Source organism: Bacillus sp. Root131 (assembly GCF_001429475.1).
In the GTDB taxonomy this organism is placed as follows: Bacteria; Bacillota; Bacilli; order Bacillales; family Bacillaceae_G; genus Bacillus_A; species Bacillus_A thuringiensis_S.
Genome location: NZ_LMJQ01000020.1, coordinates 1 through 14,931, shown reverse-complemented (window position 1 = coordinate 14,931; position 14,931 = coordinate 1). Strand labels below are relative to the sequence as shown.

Genomic DNA, 14,931 nt, shown 5'->3' with positions numbered 1-14,931 from the left:
ATTATGTACCCCTACTAGCACCTTTACCATATTTACCCATTGACAAAAATAAACATCTATGAAACACGATATAATGAAAAATAAAAAAAGAGCCGTGGAATAAATCCACAACTCTAAATATTCACCTTCCACATTCCGTAACCCGGAAATCTTTCTTTTAATCTTTGTAGCGTTTCGTCGCACCATTCCTCATTACAGAAATCTCCTACAATCAATCGGTAAGCGTTTTTCTCTAGTCGCATATCCCAAACACCATACCCTTCTAGAAACTCTTTCACTTCCCTTTTAGAATCTCCCGCCCAAGTCAATTCGTCAAAGTCTCCTATATGAATTTGGAAGTTTGTATTCACGCTTCCTGTAAACCATTTAAGAGGTTTTGTACCTGTCAGATAGTTTAAATCTACGTCACCCGATATACCGTCCACACGCCCCGTTTCGCTGTATTGCCATAGGTCACAAGGGAATAGAGGTTTGTTAGGATAGCGCGGTATCCATACAGCATCCGCATTGATTTTATCGGCTTGGAATTCCTTGTATTTATGATGTGCTACATAGATTCCGACGCGTTTCGCTCCTAGTCTTCGCAACTCGTCTATGAACGCTTGTGTTCCGGCTCTCATATCATCCATTGTGGTTACTTCTATATCAGCAAACCATATTGTCGCATCCTTGTCTCCACGTTCCCAGAAGTCACGCGCTTCCACTCTAGCATCATTTTCAGATACAAAACGACAAAACGCATAGTTACCGAATGGTACACCATAGGCTTTACATCCCGTTACATTCTTTTGATACTCACGATCTATAACCCTACTTCCATCTTGCACACGTAATATAGTAAAATCTAATTGTTTACTTGCACGACTCCAATTTACTATTTCATGATGTGATAAATCAGCTATTACACCCATTCTAATTTCCTCCCTTTAATATGCACATTGCCATGTGCCACCGATTTTGGTGTTTGTCGCGTTCGGGTCACCATTTACCCTATTTTCCATTTGTATAATTTGTCCGGCTTGGTCGACGATCATTGTTTGACTTCCGTATGTGGAATCAGCTTTTGAATACATTGCTTGTATAGGTGTTTCGTATAACGGGGCAAACTCTTTCGGGACACGTCCCACGATTTTATAAGCCCCACCGTTACCATGTAGCAGGTCACCGAATAGTGTTACAATGTCCCCACGCTTGGTATAAAGTAACCCGTCACCACGATGGTAAAAACCTGTTGCGGGGTCTAGTGTCACTTGTCGGAACCCTATTGTATTCTTTTTCAAATAGAGTTCTTCGGCTTTGTTCTCGGTTAATAGTCGTCGCCCACCTTCATATACGCCTTGTGTATCACCTGTTACACTTGACCAAACAAGGGTATACCCACGCTCGGTAAACTCCATGTCTACCTCAAAATACTCTTTACATTCAATCGAATGGTAGACGATTACACCACCCCTTGAATAAGGAGATAGAACAAGATATAGGATGTGAAATCCTTCCGGGTCTTTGTATACTTCAAAGCGGTAACTATCTTCACGAGAATCTCCTACTTTCAGTAAGGACGGTTTGAGAAGTGAAGCAGGTCCACCGTTTCGAACACCGAATGAAAAGGTGTATAACGGTTGCGCTGTACCCGTGAATCCAAAGTTACTTTGCGGGAAAAGTTGTCCTTGTAGAACAGACCCTTCCGCGCTATCAACCGGGTTTCTTGATTGAATTCTAGCAACCTTGTAATAAAGAGGTCGTTCATTCGTTTGGGGTAACCTCTTTGTTTTTGTTTCTATTACTGGAAACGGTTTAATCAAAGCCATATTTTACACCCCCAAAATACGGACAGTTCCAGAACCGCTTGTACGAATCATATTGACCTTGCTTGTTTTTCTTGTAAAGTCTGTAATAGATTCACCTGGTCGCATTCTGATAGTAGCAGCTCTACCCGTTAATCCGGCTCCTTTTAGATCGTTAGGAGTCGCTTGATATGAATCAAAGTTTATAAATAAATCTGTATCCCCTTCATTCAAAATATAATTGAATTTAAGTACGTCATGCTGTCCCATATCGAACACAACATGATTTACACTAATTGTTCCTTCCCACGCAATACAAGAAGCTCGAACAGGGTCATTCGTAACCTGTACAGGTGGCATACTCGCAATAGAAACCCCGCCTTCTACGTTTACACTTCCGATATGACTTGTACCTTCAGCAAGTGGTGGTAGTTTCGTGACACCTACGTTACCAATCATATTTGTACCCGATGGTAATGTTTTAAACTCAATTGGAACGGTAGGCATTTCCGTCACAACTACTTTTCCTAGATTGTTATTTCCGGCAGGAAGCGCGCTTGAGAATCCTTTTACAATGACGTTTCCATCTGTAGCACCACCGCCACCCCCGCCACTTGTACTACTTGCACTATTAGCAAGTACAGCCGGGTTAAATGGTTCGTTGAATGTTGTTAAAATGATACGCGCCGTGACGTCACTATCATTGTAAATTTCAATTTGGGAAGACCCTTCTTTTCTTGCTAGGATGTTACGCCCGTTACTTGGAACCATTAGTTCATATTCGTGTGGACTTGGTAGGACACGTACGCCCGCGTATAGCGTCGCTACAGATAGATTGTTAATGTCATAGTGATTTGGTTTTGTATCTTCAAATACGTGTGTATACGCCATTCTAGGCGGTAATGTGAGTGTGACCTCACGCCATGTATTATCCTTCGTCATGTTCTCAACTCCTTATAGTAGTTTTACTTTCATATCTGGGAAGGCTTGGAAGAAGAAATATACAGCTATAATTAAAAACACCAAGATCATAACGGCGCGTATGATTCCCATAAATGCACTTGTAATAAATCCTTTGTCGGAATTTGGGGAAGCCGTACCCGTACTTAGCGCACCGCCACCGTCACCCGTTGGCCTGTCTATCAATGTTTTATCGCCTACGTACATCTTTCCGGCTTGGTGTTTTCCCTCTTGCCACCCGACGTGTACATGATCGTAGTGCCCAGCCGTTTGCCATAACACTTCCGTAAATAGCGGTGACGTTTTCGCCCATTTTGCAAATTCGTCCATTTTATCTTTTGAACCCGCGAAGTCCATAGCCATGCCTTGGGAATGGCTATCCGGTCTCCCACTTGGTCCGGTAGAACCGGGGCGGTATCCGCTTGTGAATCGCAAACCAAGGGATAACGCCTTGTCATATACTTGCTTCAACTTGTCGTTTAGTTTGAGTCCCTGTAGTTCCGCCATTCGTAGCACCGCCTTTCGGTTTTACTTTTTTATATCCCTTAGATCGTGGGGAAGACTTTGTAACTTTCTTTGCTCCACTCTTTGCCGTAGCTTCCACTTGCGGGAATGCCTTGGCAAAAAAGAGAACACAAGCCACAAAAGCCAATAGAATAAGCAAGGCACGAATGACACCATTAGCGACGCTTGTGAATATTCCACGTTTATCACTCCCTCCACCAGCAGGAACGCTTCCTTCTCCGGTGTATGGCGTCCCGTCGTCGTACTTATCTAATCCATTTTGTTTAATAATAGAAATCAGTTGCCCCGCATAATTCGGGTCAGTTGCGTATCCGCCCGCCTTAATCCCGCGCGCGAAATCCTCGAATGTTTTCGCGTTTTGTAGTTGGGAAGCATAGCGCGGTGTTTGTAAGAGTCGTGCATGGTCAAGCATGGATTCGTAATAAGAATTGTATTTCCGGAATCCGGAAACACGTCCACCACCTTTGTCGTATTCCATTGACCATACAGTCGTTGTCCCGGCAGGTCCTACACCTTTGATACCAAATAAATTTTTCGAGTTATAGGCAAGTCCGGACATTCCACCGGGGTTGCTACCACTAGATTCAAAGACCATTTGACCTAGAATAATAGAAGCAGGGATTCCTGTTTCTTTTTGGATTCGTTGGGCGTCGTTTATGAATGGTCTAACATCTAAAGCCATTAATAACTCCTAGAATGTGCGCCATAACTTGGTGCGTCCCCGGTCTTCACTTTCCCGACTTCCATTCCGCCCCACTGTTTGTCTTGGACACCTTTTTTCACAAGGTCAGCCATTTCTTGACGGTCTTTCCCGTATGCTTCTACAACGTAGTAATCCTTTGCGCCCGCCCATCCATTTTCAATAAATTGTTTTCTGACATACGTCGTACTTGCTCCGGCATTAATTAAATATTGTTGACGTTTTAAGGCGTCCTCACTACTGTCGAACGTGACATAAATCTTTGTTAGTTCAGCCGGGTCTTTCTTCCCTTGTGCTTCCAACATGGCGTTTAACATTTCCTCTTGTCTTCCGACTAGTGTGTTCATCCCGTCTTGCACGACACTGTTTTGACTTCCGAGCGTTGGATAGTTTGTATAGTAATCCTTCAATTCTTCCTCTACGGCTTCTTGTGAAGAACCACCGCTATGTTTCGCCTTGTTCATAAAAAGAGCCACTAGGACGACGGCAATTCCGCCCCCTAGTAATAGCATCTTTTGTTTTTTGTCAAACTTCGGTTTATGTTTTCCGCCACTCCCACCACTTGCAGGAGGGTCGAGTCTTTCAAATTCTGGCATTCCCTACACCCCCATAATTGGATTTCCGAAATAATAGCCTTGCGGGAAATCCTCTCTTCGGATTTGTTCATTTTGCAAGTTTGGTCGTGTTTTCTCCCACGGTTCTTTTATCGGGTCAGCAACCACCATTTTCGGTTGCTTTGCCGTATGCTTTACTAATAAGGCATAAGAGCCGAGATACTCGTCAAACTCCACATTCAGATTGATAGAGGGTTCATATACAGGTTTGTCCAATGCACGGAACGCGTGACGGTTTAAATTGTCGCGCTTGTAATCCATGTGAATCCCTCCTATCGTCCTTGTAATGTTTTAATGCCCGCAATTGAGTTTTTACCCATTGCTTCAATGATTGACACTGTTTCTCGACCATTTGAAAGGAACAAATAAATACCAATGAGCATTCCAATTCCCGCGATCATATCGAATACTTTTGTCATACTCTCACCTCATTTAATAGTTTTATAAACTTGTCCGAATTTGTAACAACCATACTCATTAACACGAGTAGCAAAAAACCATTTGTTACACGTTCATTTGTGAAGGATTGCAATAGGACGGTCACGGACATAAAGAAGATGACGAATGGCATTGACTCCGTAAATTCTTTCATTTAAACCACCCTTTCACCGTACCCCACGTATCCTCAAATAAGTCCTCCCAACTGTATCCGAGCCACCCCTTATCTTTATACGCGTTCGTTTCGGCACGTTTCTTACTCTGTTCAGAAAGACGTTCTAACACTTCTTTCTTTTTGGGGTCTTTTTCATTCTTTGCAGGTTTTTCAAACAGAATTTCACCCGCTTTTTTATCCGCTTCTTTTTGTGCTTCCCTTGTATTCTTTGTTGTTTCTTTTACAGACTCTTTTGCACCATCCACCACTTTCTCCGCGACCTCTCCAGCGCTTGGAAGTGATAAGTCCGGCGTCATCATTTGCGCCAATTTTGATAGACGTTTCTTTCCGACAAAATCGTCAAACACGAGCCATAAAAATAAAAGGGATAGAGTGAGAAACGTTAAACCCTTTGCGTCGTTGTTCATGTCACATCACGCCTTCGCTTTTTTCTTGCGGATTACAAAGAACCATAGAGCGAGAATAGCGACAACTAGAATTAATGATTTACTCATGCGCCTTACCACCCATTTGCTCTATTTTTTGTTGTAATTGCATTACGATTTGTGTATTAGAATTGATTGTTTGCGTGTTCGAATTGATAGATTGTGTAACGCCTTCTAGTGTCTTTTTCATAGAGGTAGCAAAAAGGATACACATATAAATCGGAAATCCATAGCTACCAATTAATTGACCTACCATTTGAGCGTCCATAACTTACAACCTCCCCGCCACATAACCGAATGCAATTATGATGATGATAAATAGACCAATCGACTTCCAAATGCTTGCCCCTGTTACTGGGTCACTCTTTGGCTTTACGTCTGTCTTAATATCCTTTTCATCCACTAATACAACTTGGTCACCCATTTCCGCTACAGTCGTTCCGCTTGTTGTACGAAACCCCGTATCCGGGTATAAATCATGATAGTAATGATTCAGTCCCATTCTGTTCCCTCCTTATAAATAGGTAAGGAGCATAAAGCCCCTTACATTTGTAATCGTGATAATGTTTCTGATACTACAGTGACTTTCCCGCCTACTTGTGTGCTAAATCGGAACCAAAATTCCGTTAATCGCTCACTATCAATATAGTCACGGCTACCGCCTAAATTCGGTACACCTTGATTACTGAAATCGAAGCAATACACACCCGGTGGAAGTGGGTATCCTAAGTCAGAATGGTTTTTATGAACCAATACTTCCGGCTTGATATTGTATGGCGTGTCCGCTTGGTTAAAGACAAGCTCCATATTTCCAGTAAAGTCTTTTGGCTCTAACGGTTTCCCGTTTGAATCCTCGATATAGAATAGTAGTTTACGATAAATCGTCCCTACGTTTAGTTTTAAAATATTTTGTCCTCCGCCCGAGAATAAGTCCGACTTCGATTGTACGAGTTTCAGTACAGACATATCCGGTTGACCGCCCGGGATAGAAGGAATCGAAAACGTTTCGATAACAGGTGTAATGGACATAGATTTAAATGTCACTTGGTCACTATTTGACGCATTTAATTTGTACGCATTCGCTAGTTGGTCAACGGATACTGTTAGATTCACGTTAGCCGTATTGTTTTGTAACATAACCATACCTACAGGGTCACGGTCATTTAAACTTACAGGGATCGGAACGGTAAATTGAATTTCATTATCTTTACCGGCTGTTGTTGCTACGTTTTCCACAAAGTTTAATGATTGTTTATTTGCACCTGGTAATAACACGTCTGGATGTTGTCGTAAAACGTTATACATAAACAGTTCTTTACCTGATACAATGTAAGGTGAGAAGCCGTTATTTAAGTTGAGTTCTACTCGACGTAAAATACCATATGGAGACATCGGGTCACGTTGAATGTTCCCGCTAGAGCTTTTCAACGTGGCTACGGCTTTGACATGTAACCATATCTTTGTTAATAAACGCGCTTTCGGCAATGTGAAATCAAGTGTCATACCCTCTTGTGTGACTACTTGTGTAGGCAATGTTTGTTGATATTGACGCGTTGACGTTGCCCAAATCATCGCGCGTTGTTGCGGTGAATATTGCTCTTTCTGTTGTGCCATTAGTTTGTTCCTCCTTCAGCTTGTTGGGCTTTTTTAATACGTTCTAATTCCGCTTGCTTTTGCTCTTCCGCTAAACGTTCTTTACGCGCGCCCTCGAATAATTCAAATTCCGCAAAACGCTCAGACGTTGCCACAAACGCACCGTTTTCATAGCGATTTTTATAATCCACTAATTGTTGAAACGTTGGTTTTGTTGCACTGAAATGCGTATTAATTCGATTCATATTTACATCTAAAATATCAACTACGTGCATGTTATACCGCCTCCGCAATCGGTCTTACAACCGGAATATTGTACTTCTCAGAACCTTTTTTAATTAGATAAATGAAAAACATTGTGACAAATGTTGATACAAACATAGATACCCACCAAGACGGGCTAAATAGTTTACCCATTTTCTTTTCCTCCTTGTTATACGGCTTGGACAACTTCACTAAGTCCTTTCACCGGATGTTTTGTTAAAATCGCTTTTGCCATGACTGTTAATAAAATGAACATGAGCCATAGGACAATAATATTTTTGAGTCCGACCCCTGCAAATTTACCCTCCACATTGTCACCCCCTTTCAAAGTTTCAAAGTGGCGCGAACAGGTTCATCGTCACTATCCCGCATATACCAAAAGTTATACTTACCGGGCTTTTCGTAAAACTCCGGACACCCTGTAGCTTTTACAATGCGGTCACGGTCAGCCGGAATATTTAAATCGAAAATAAAGAAGTGACTGGAATTGTTAAACACATCAATCGGGATTGTAGCGGGTCTTTGTGTACATGCCCATACCGTCGCTTCCTTACTACGCCCGCGCGTCATAAGTGCGCGCAAATGGAACGGATACTTTGTAGGAGACGGGGCAACCTGCATCAATTCGTCAATCCATAGAATGGTATTTTCGCGCTCATACACCCACTTCATAAGCGCGTCATAATGTTCTTCGTCCTGTTCTTCTGGAATTGGACAATAAATAATTTTCTTTGTCCGGGCTTCGGCTACTTCTTCCAGTGTCTCGACCAGTACAAAGTCTTTGCCTTCCCGTAACCCGTACCAAAGTTCCTTGCCTTTCTTCCTACGCTCCAAACATTGTCCTTTTGTATCTAACATCACAACATGTTCATACCCGGCTAAATACACTTCAGCAAGAAATGACTTCCCACTACCTGTTTTCCCTGCAATAAAGACATGTTCGTCAGTCGGGATGCCATTCATGTTTCTTCACACCCTTCTTGTCATAACTCCTTTCCGTCCGCAAAACACCTTTACCATTTTTAAGAGCTTGCTTTCGTGACGCATACGGAACGCGTGGTAATAAAGCATTGAAAAAGTGTTCGTCCATACGGTAGCAATGTTCTTTGTATTCAAAAACAACATACTTTTCGCCTACCGTGACAGACCATTCTTCAACGAACGGAAAACAAGGTTTCCAATTCTTGTGCCAATCACCTAGCGGTATAGAATAGATACACCTACTCGCTCGGATAAGTACCGTATTGGACATAGTCAATCACTTCTTTCAGCTTTTCAAGACCATTGTCGATTTGCTCGTCAAAGTCCTCAAAATGGAGCGCTTGCCGGAATGAGTTGATTGAGTTCCCCGCTAAAACTTTGACCGGAAACGGTAGATGGTCTAGCACTTGGTCCGCTACTTGTTCCAGTCTCTCTTGTTTTGTTTCCCCCGGCGTTTCCGGTAGGTTGAATTGGTTTAGCATAATTTGTTACCACCTGCGCTTTCTTTTGTTTTCGTGTGGCATTCCACATCAAGAATTTTGGTACAAAGATTGTAAAACATGCGATAGCAAGTGCAATCGCGTCACTATTTTCCCCGACTTTTTCAAGTGCTGACGTTTTTGCTAACATGTTCTCTATCGGTTCACATAGCGTATCAATTTCGGTTTCACTTAAAGCCCATATTTCGAACCCTTCACGGGTAGCCACCATTTGTGACACTGTCATTAGAATTGGTTTTAATTGAAAGATTTCCATTGACGGTGCTTTTGCTTTTCCTTTAGATCGTGGGGAAGATTTTGCATTCGCGCGTGAACGGGCTTTTCGTTCCCTGTCCTTTTTGCGCTTCTCTTCTAACTTTGCATCAATCTCCGCCTTTTCTTCTTCTTTCCCCGGAACGTCTACAGGAACCAACTTAGGAAGCTTTTCTTCTTCGGTTTGTTGTCCTCTTCCTCCAGTTCCTCCACTTCCGGTTCTTCCTCTTCCTCGACTTTTGGTTTCGGTGGTACTGGTACTTTTTGCGCCCCCGCTTCCTGTTCCTTCGGCTTTATTACTTCCTGTATCGTCGACATGAATGTCTTTGCCCATTGTGGTGCATCCTCCTCACTTTTTGATTTTGGTTTACGTTTTGGTTTCGGCTTTTCGTCTTCCTCTTCTTCCTCTTCCTCAACCTCTTCAAACTCTTCCTCTTCTTCCTCTTCCTTCTTTTTGGCGAAGAATTGGAGATTATTTATTGACAAGAAAGTTTTACCCATGCCCGTTGTTTTTAAAAATGGTACACGTTCATGTTCTTCCTCTAATGCTTTCAGTTCGTCTTCACATGCTTTTCTTCTTTCCATATGTCACACCCCTTAATTCGATTTGTATAAATCAGAAATTCTAGTTTCTATCATTGCTTTTAATCCATCATCAGATATAAGGTTTTTTAATTTAAGAGTTTGTTCTTTTGTCATAATCGTAGTTGCATGACGCACAAGCATTTCCACTTTATTGTTAGCTATGATTAGTTCCGTTAAAGCATCCACTTTGTCACACTCCTTATCGAATGTTTGTTCGCTATATGTATACTATAATACGAACGAGTGTTCCGCATAACGTCACACGTGTGTCATTTTGGACAAATAAAAAAGACTAGCAACTTTGCTAGTCCTTTTCTACTATTCCTTGTTCAACAAGAATCTCTATTGCCTTCATGGTTTCAAGTAATGTCGGTTTTGCTTGTCTCCTTAATGCTTTCCAACAATCCGCATACTGTTTATCAGTCATCCTTCTTCCCCTCCACATTCTTTTCTAGTTCCTTGTAGTCTTCTTTTGTTACTTGCATCAGTCTATCAATGACATACGACTTGCTTACGACTTGTTTGCTAGATTGTGATAGTTCGATGATAAAGTCGAGCAATTTGTCACGCATACCTTTTCCCTCCTTATAACAACTGGATGGCTCTAGGTCTTTGATGTACTCTCCTAATACGTCCTTTACTTTCCAATTGCATTAAATAGCGATGTGCTGTCTTATGACTTACGTACATTCGACTCGCCATATCTCGCACGCTTGGCGCGAACCCAAACTCTTCCATATACCCGCTTATACATTCTAACGTATCCTGTTCCCTTGGCGTCAACATTTTCGTCACTCCCTATTATAAGAAACTTAATTCACCTAATAGTTCTTTCATGTCCCATCCTGTCTTTTTACACCAATCTTGAATCGGTAGTCCCTCATTTGAAAAACACATAGCTTTCGCTTTTGAAGAATACTCTTTATAAAGTCCGTATAGCTTCCTTTGCTTTTTCTCTGGTATTTGTATCTTTCCAAACTTCATACAAAGTTCCTCTACCGCATTCATATCATCATTAAACTCTTCCAATCTTTCATACCATTCATCAAACTCATACTCTGACTTTTCGTCCTTATTTTCCCCATAGTCATTACGAACTAGAGGTGAGGTAGTATTTTTATTTAGGTCAATGTTTCTTTTTTGTTCCCTAGCAAAATTAATTGTTTTATGCATTTCCGCTAGTTCATTCATTTCTATATTATTTTTAGATTTCGTCAAGAATTTTTGAACACGTTCCCCGCCTTTATAAATAGGAATTTCCGCTTTTCCTCTTTTTACTTGTAAGTACCACTTTTTAAACGTATTATAATCTAGTTGTTCCTCTACTACCCATTTCGGAACGCCTTTCATTCGTAATACTTCCTCATATTCACCATCGGTATTAATAGCTTTTTCCGCGTACATTTTTGGTTGGAAATAGAGCCCTTCAATAACATACCCTTCTAACTTCCACTTACCATATTCCTTATCATGCACCATTTTATCAGGAAATTTCGTAGTTGTTGCGCAACTGTCCGTATCACAATAAGCCAAAATTCCTTTTTCATGCGCGTACTTCAAACCTTTAAATAATAGTATTCTAGCAATAGAAGTAATATATGCTGAAATATGTGGTTGAATATATTCAGCCTTAGCATATCCATCATACTCTAAAAATTCCATTCGAATTCCATTCATATCATATATAATTTCGCTTACTGTATGTCCTTCTGCCTCAAGTTTATCTCTCTCAGAAATATCAGCATACATGATGCGTTCCCGCTGCATTGCAAATTTTCCATACAAAGCATTCTGCATAAGTTTAGAAAATGCCCGTTTAGCGCCTTTACTTGTATTTTTTATTTCCTCAAAATACGAAATAAATTCACGAAAGACAGGTGCTGTTTTCTCAAATACCACACCACTCTCAATTTTTTCTATTCTACATCCTTCCGCTTCTGCTAACGCTAATTCCGGGAATGTCCAAACACCTTCTATTTTGCCAACTGGAAAAATCAATTTACCTGTATAGTCTTTTTTAGGTAGGATAGGAATATACATATCTTCAGGTACATGCACCTTCGCATGTATAAAACCTGCTCCATATTTTCTTCTTTTCCATAAATCAAAAGAAAGTTCCGCTTCTTCATTATCCAATACATTCGGATACCCAACAGGCATTTCAGCCATTTTCATAACATACGGATATAAGCTATTTTTGTCATAATGATATCCATTTTCTATTCTAGGTGTGAAAACTTCGGTTCTCCCTCCATAGTAACCTTTTCTAATAAAGGCTTCTAATCCTTTTCCTATCTGTTTATGATTATATTGTTTTGTAGAAATAGCAACTTTATAATCTTTCTTATACTGTTCTTTATAAACTGTTTTAGCAAGGGAAGCCGTAGTCGGACAATTAATAAATTGTTCAACTTCTAATTTTGATAGACCTATTACAATTTCTAAGATTTTATATAAGCTACGACAATCATATTCCATGTACTCACATAGAACAGGGTCATCCTTATCTACGGTTGTAAAGAAATTACCTTTTGTAAGTCTCTTGTTCAATTTACGGTTTTTTACATTATAAATACCATAATTGTTTTCTTCCATATAATCGACAATATCCATCTTCCCGCCTTCTAAAAGGTCGAAATCTCTACATAAGTTTTCAAGTGAAGACGGTAGCAATCGGAAGCTATCATGTAGTATAATATGAGAAGCGGTAAACGTTACTATATTACCATTGATAAATAGCGAGTTATTAAATGTCGGTTCGGCATAATCACGTAACTCTGCTATGATCTTGGAAAGGTCGAAGTCTAGGTTATGTATATACACATGACAGTCATATGCTTTGTACTTTTCAAACACTGGTAATACGTCTGCAAACGTATAGCCAGTATAGTATTGTTTTCCATCGAATAGTCCAATTCGAAACACGTCGCCGTCCAAACCACGTGTTTCAGTATCTAGCGTAAAGAGTTTAATCTCTCTACGCTTTTTTCTATTAGTAGTAGTCATCATTATCCCAACTTTCTTTCTTATACGACTTTGTATCGTATATCTTTTGTATCTCCTTTGCGTTCTTTTTAGCCTTTTCATAAGGTAAAGAACGTAGCTTAGCTACTAATTCCTTTAAATATTTGTCACGCTCTTTTACATCATACACACCGACCATAATCGTTTCTATAGCCGTTAATAGTTTTGATAACTCTTTCCCTTGCCCTTCATATATCTTTACATAACCATGATTTCTCCAAAGTGTATTCGTTTTCGAAACATCACGCTTTGGAACTATACGTATAGCAACCCTTCCCAAAAAGAGTTTATTATGAGCATTCTGTAACCATCCTATTATGGATTCTGTAATTTGAGATCGTGATCTTGTATTATTTCTCTTTTTAAAATCGTATATAAACTTACTATCTGTCTCACCTGTAAAGTCTTGATAGTATATTAATAGAAAAGGTGCTTCCCTATCTTGTTCTTTTTTAATTCTCTCTATTTCGGGAAGTAACTTTTTCCAAGAGTTATACTTACTCGGTGATAGACCCCACTGTTTTGCTAGGTTTGCTATTTCCCTAGCGCGCTCTCTATTTTTCCTATTATGCGCTTTCTTTTTATAAACAGTTTCTAACTCTCTACCTTTCAGCTTCTTTGTTTCTTTCTTACTATAACCTTCCGAAACAAGTAACGACTTTTTACGTTTGGTTTCTAGTTTCTTCTTTAACCGTTTATTTGCCATTGTATCACCTACTTATAAAGCCATGTGACCCGTAACAACTAGGTCACAGGTCTTTGGCTTACATGGCTTTCTTTTCTGTAATAGAGTTCATAAAGTTTGCTATCACATTATCAAAATTAGACATAGCTGCAACCACGTCCAACTCTTCTTTTGTTAACACTACCGATGTTTCGTCATCTTCTAATTTTTGTTTCAAATGAACCATTCCATTAAAAGATACAAATTCTAGTTCTCGCTCATTTGTTCGAATAGATACCTGAACCAAATTTTTAATAGCGTTCACGTCTGCACCGTCCTTTTGTGTTTTAAAAAAGAGGATACACCATGTGTACCCTCATTCATTTGTTATAGGAATTAGCCTTGTAGTTGAAGTGTTAATGTTTTGAAACCTTTACGCGTTTTTACTTCATAAGGTACAATTTTAAGTGGTTCATCTGTCCATGGAGCTGGTCCAACAATGCTGATAATCTTTTGAATAGACGATACAACACCTTGTGAAACGGCGTGATAACCTTTTCCATCCTTGTCCAATAATACAACTCGTAAAGCATCCACATTTTCTTTCGTTTGTTCATCTTCTAAAGTAATAGCATGAGCCACCATGTCCGTAATTTGCAAAACTTCACCAGTATGATCTGATAGAGCATTTTCACTTGAGTTAATAGCATTGTACATTTTAACTGCTGATTTACGGTCTGTTTTTTGAATAGATGAGAAGAATACTTCTTTTGAACCTTCTGCTTCAAAGATAGATGGTGTTACCTTGTCCACTGTCATAATATCATTTGTATTTATTGTCTCTTCCACTACCGCGATTTCGTTAACCTCATTATTTAATTGTTTAGTATTGTTTTCCATTGAATATTCCTCCTATTAATTGTCCAGTTTATTTTTATTTTCCAATAGTCCTTTTGCATCTTCCTCTTTAATGAGGAATTTGTTTGCTACTTTTGAAGCGTCCAACTTTCCAGAATGTATCATTCTATGGATAGTCTTTTTATGAACACGCAATAAGTCTGCAACCTCTTGCGCAGTCAGTAGTTTACTCATATTACATATGCACCACCTTCTTTTCACTTGTATAGAGAGTATGTATCGTGTCTCGATTTGTCCCGTTTGTCCCTCTCTGCTACCAATATTACCCGAAAGTTACCAGTAATGCAAATGTTTTTATATTACAGTTATGTTACAAAAACCGAACACTTATAAAACGCTTGTTCGTTTTTTAACTCATTTCCTATTATAGCACCCTTGGAATATCTTGTCACACTTTTCCTTTTGGAAATTCCAATAAATTTTCCAAATTGTCAATAGTTAATTTTAGAAAATTTTGTATATCGTGTTTCATAAATGTTATTACATGTCAATAGGTAAATATTTTAATAGGTTGGTAGGGGTACATAAT

Annotated in this window: 29 protein-coding genes; all 29 read right to left on the bottom strand. The window is 39.7% G+C overall.

The window, feature by feature from the left end; genetic code table 11:
• Positions 1-113 precede the first annotated feature (113 nt).
• A complete protein-coding gene (locus ASE54_RS24275; protein WP_000538150.1) occupies positions 114-911 on the bottom strand; it encodes a glycoside hydrolase family 25 protein in 798 nt (265 codons plus the stop codon).
• A 15-nt stretch (positions 912-926) separates the two neighbouring features.
• Positions 927-1,808 carry a hypothetical protein gene (locus ASE54_RS24270; protein ID WP_001173934.1) on the bottom strand — a complete coding sequence of 294 codons (882 nt, stop codon included), beginning with the start codon at positions 1,806-1,808 and terminating at the stop codon, positions 927-929.
• Between the two features lie 3 nt (positions 1,809-1,811).
• Positions 1,812-2,726, bottom strand: coding sequence for a hypothetical protein (locus ASE54_RS24265; protein WP_000159134.1), 915 nt, complete (start codon positions 2,724-2,726; stop codon positions 1,812-1,814).
• A 12-nt stretch (positions 2,727-2,738) separates the two neighbouring features.
• Positions 2,739-3,251: a hypothetical protein gene (locus tag ASE54_RS24260; protein ID WP_000819106.1), complete on the bottom strand. Its 513-nt coding sequence runs from the start codon at positions 3,249-3,251 to the stop codon at positions 2,739-2,741.
• Complete coding sequence (locus tag ASE54_RS24255) at positions 3,199-3,951, bottom strand: glucosaminidase domain-containing protein (RefSeq protein ID WP_001162469.1); 753 nt, start codon at positions 3,949-3,951, stop codon at positions 3,199-3,201. Before ASE54_RS24255 ends, ASE54_RS24260 begins: the two co-directional genes overlap by 53 nt.
• Positions 3,951-4,565, bottom strand: coding sequence for a hypothetical protein (locus ASE54_RS24250; RefSeq protein ID WP_001113796.1), 615 nt, complete (start codon positions 4,563-4,565; stop codon positions 3,951-3,953). Before ASE54_RS24250 ends, ASE54_RS24255 begins: the two co-directional genes overlap by 1 nt.
• A 3-nt stretch (positions 4,566-4,568) precedes the next feature.
• A complete protein-coding gene (locus ASE54_RS24245) occupies positions 4,569-4,844 on the bottom strand; it encodes a hypothetical protein (protein WP_000384937.1) in 276 nt (91 codons plus the stop codon).
• 11 nt (positions 4,845-4,855) lie between these two features.
• Positions 4,856-5,002 (bottom strand): hypothetical protein, encoded by a 147-nt coding sequence (locus ASE54_RS36525; RefSeq protein WP_000169698.1) that lies wholly within the window; start codon positions 5,000-5,002, stop codon positions 4,856-4,858.
• Complete coding sequence (locus ASE54_RS36520; protein ID WP_000657808.1) at positions 4,999-5,175, bottom strand: hypothetical protein; 177 nt, start codon at positions 5,173-5,175, stop codon at positions 4,999-5,001. The genes ASE54_RS36525 and ASE54_RS36520 overlap by 4 nt, the downstream gene beginning before the upstream one ends.
• Complete coding sequence (locus ASE54_RS24240; RefSeq protein ID WP_001057983.1) at positions 5,172-5,603, bottom strand: hypothetical protein; 432 nt, start codon at positions 5,601-5,603, stop codon at positions 5,172-5,174. The genes ASE54_RS36520 and ASE54_RS24240 overlap by 4 nt, the downstream gene beginning before the upstream one ends.
• A 79-nt stretch (positions 5,604-5,682) precedes the next feature.
• Complete coding sequence (locus tag ASE54_RS24235) at positions 5,683-5,889, bottom strand: hypothetical protein (protein WP_000339993.1); 207 nt, start codon at positions 5,887-5,889, stop codon at positions 5,683-5,685.
• A 3-nt stretch (positions 5,890-5,892) separates the two neighbouring features.
• Entirely contained in the window at positions 5,893-6,123 is a 231-nt protein-coding gene (locus ASE54_RS24230) for a hypothetical protein (protein ID WP_000523935.1), read from the bottom strand.
• 41 nt (positions 6,124-6,164) lie between these two features.
• Positions 6,165-7,235, bottom strand: a complete 1,071-nt coding sequence (locus ASE54_RS24225; RefSeq protein WP_000068587.1) for a hypothetical protein — start codon at positions 7,233-7,235, stop codon at positions 6,165-6,167.
• Positions 7,235-7,489 carry a hypothetical protein gene (locus tag ASE54_RS24220; RefSeq protein ID WP_000558559.1) on the bottom strand — a complete coding sequence of 85 codons (255 nt, stop codon included), beginning with the start codon at positions 7,487-7,489 and terminating at the stop codon, positions 7,235-7,237. Before ASE54_RS24220 ends, ASE54_RS24225 begins: the two co-directional genes overlap by 1 nt.
• 1 nt (position 7,490) lies before the next feature.
• The gene (locus ASE54_RS36515) at positions 7,491-7,631 is read right to left on the bottom strand and encodes a hypothetical protein (RefSeq protein WP_000517094.1); all 141 of its coding nucleotides are present in this window, start codon (positions 7,629-7,631) and stop codon (positions 7,491-7,493) included.
• Between the two features lie 16 nt (positions 7,632-7,647).
• A complete protein-coding gene (locus tag ASE54_RS36510) occupies positions 7,648-7,788 on the bottom strand; it encodes a hypothetical protein (RefSeq protein WP_000398580.1) in 141 nt (46 codons plus the stop codon).
• Between the two features lie 14 nt (positions 7,789-7,802).
• Positions 7,803-8,441, bottom strand: a complete 639-nt coding sequence (locus ASE54_RS24215; protein WP_001013356.1) for a hypothetical protein — start codon at positions 8,439-8,441, stop codon at positions 7,803-7,805.
• Positions 8,422-8,730, bottom strand: a complete 309-nt coding sequence (locus ASE54_RS24210; RefSeq protein ID WP_014905374.1) for a hypothetical protein — start codon at positions 8,728-8,730, stop codon at positions 8,422-8,424. Before ASE54_RS24210 ends, ASE54_RS24215 begins: the two co-directional genes overlap by 20 nt.
• 56 nt (positions 8,731-8,786) lie before the next feature.
• Positions 8,787-9,371, bottom strand: coding sequence for a hypothetical protein (locus ASE54_RS24205; protein ID WP_003257741.1), 585 nt, complete (start codon positions 9,369-9,371; stop codon positions 8,787-8,789).
• Positions 9,359-9,796 carry a hypothetical protein gene (locus ASE54_RS24200; protein ID WP_003310637.1) on the bottom strand — a complete coding sequence of 146 codons (438 nt, stop codon included), beginning with the start codon at positions 9,794-9,796 and terminating at the stop codon, positions 9,359-9,361. Before ASE54_RS24200 ends, ASE54_RS24205 begins: the two co-directional genes overlap by 13 nt.
• Before the next feature lie 12 nt (positions 9,797-9,808).
• A complete protein-coding gene (locus tag ASE54_RS36505) occupies positions 9,809-9,982 on the bottom strand; it encodes a hypothetical protein (RefSeq protein ID WP_000339646.1) in 174 nt (57 codons plus the stop codon).
• A gap of 118 nt (positions 9,983-10,100) precedes the next feature.
• The gene (locus tag ASE54_RS37435; RefSeq protein WP_254905665.1) at positions 10,101-10,223 is read right to left on the bottom strand and encodes a hypothetical protein; all 123 of its coding nucleotides are present in this window, start codon (positions 10,221-10,223) and stop codon (positions 10,101-10,103) included.
• A complete protein-coding gene (locus ASE54_RS36500) occupies positions 10,216-10,368 on the bottom strand; it encodes a hypothetical protein (protein ID WP_001205113.1) in 153 nt (50 codons plus the stop codon). The genes ASE54_RS37435 and ASE54_RS36500 overlap by 8 nt, the downstream gene beginning before the upstream one ends.
• Before the next feature lie 13 nt (positions 10,369-10,381).
• Complete coding sequence (locus ASE54_RS24195) at positions 10,382-10,582, bottom strand: FaeA/PapI family transcriptional regulator (RefSeq protein ID WP_000957403.1); 201 nt, start codon at positions 10,580-10,582, stop codon at positions 10,382-10,384.
• A 15-nt stretch (positions 10,583-10,597) separates the two neighbouring features.
• Positions 10,598-12,802 (bottom strand): DNA polymerase, encoded by a 2,205-nt coding sequence (locus tag ASE54_RS24190; RefSeq protein WP_014905375.1) that lies wholly within the window; start codon positions 12,800-12,802, stop codon positions 10,598-10,600.
• On the bottom strand, positions 12,789-13,526 hold the full coding sequence (locus ASE54_RS24185) for a hypothetical protein (protein WP_001284666.1): 738 nt from the start codon (positions 13,524-13,526) through the stop codon (positions 12,789-12,791). The genes ASE54_RS24190 and ASE54_RS24185 overlap by 14 nt, the downstream gene beginning before the upstream one ends.
• 58 nt (positions 13,527-13,584) lie before the next feature.
• A complete protein-coding gene (locus ASE54_RS24180) occupies positions 13,585-13,809 on the bottom strand; it encodes a hypothetical protein (protein ID WP_000991481.1) in 225 nt (74 codons plus the stop codon).
• A 71-nt stretch (positions 13,810-13,880) separates the two neighbouring features.
• A complete protein-coding gene (locus ASE54_RS24175) occupies positions 13,881-14,384 on the bottom strand; it encodes a hypothetical protein (protein WP_000430104.1) in 504 nt (167 codons plus the stop codon).
• Between the two features lie 15 nt (positions 14,385-14,399).
• Positions 14,400-14,576 carry a helix-turn-helix domain-containing protein gene (locus ASE54_RS35190; protein ID WP_000040626.1) on the bottom strand — a complete coding sequence of 59 codons (177 nt, stop codon included), beginning with the start codon at positions 14,574-14,576 and terminating at the stop codon, positions 14,400-14,402.
• Positions 14,577-14,931: the final 355 nt, after the last annotated feature.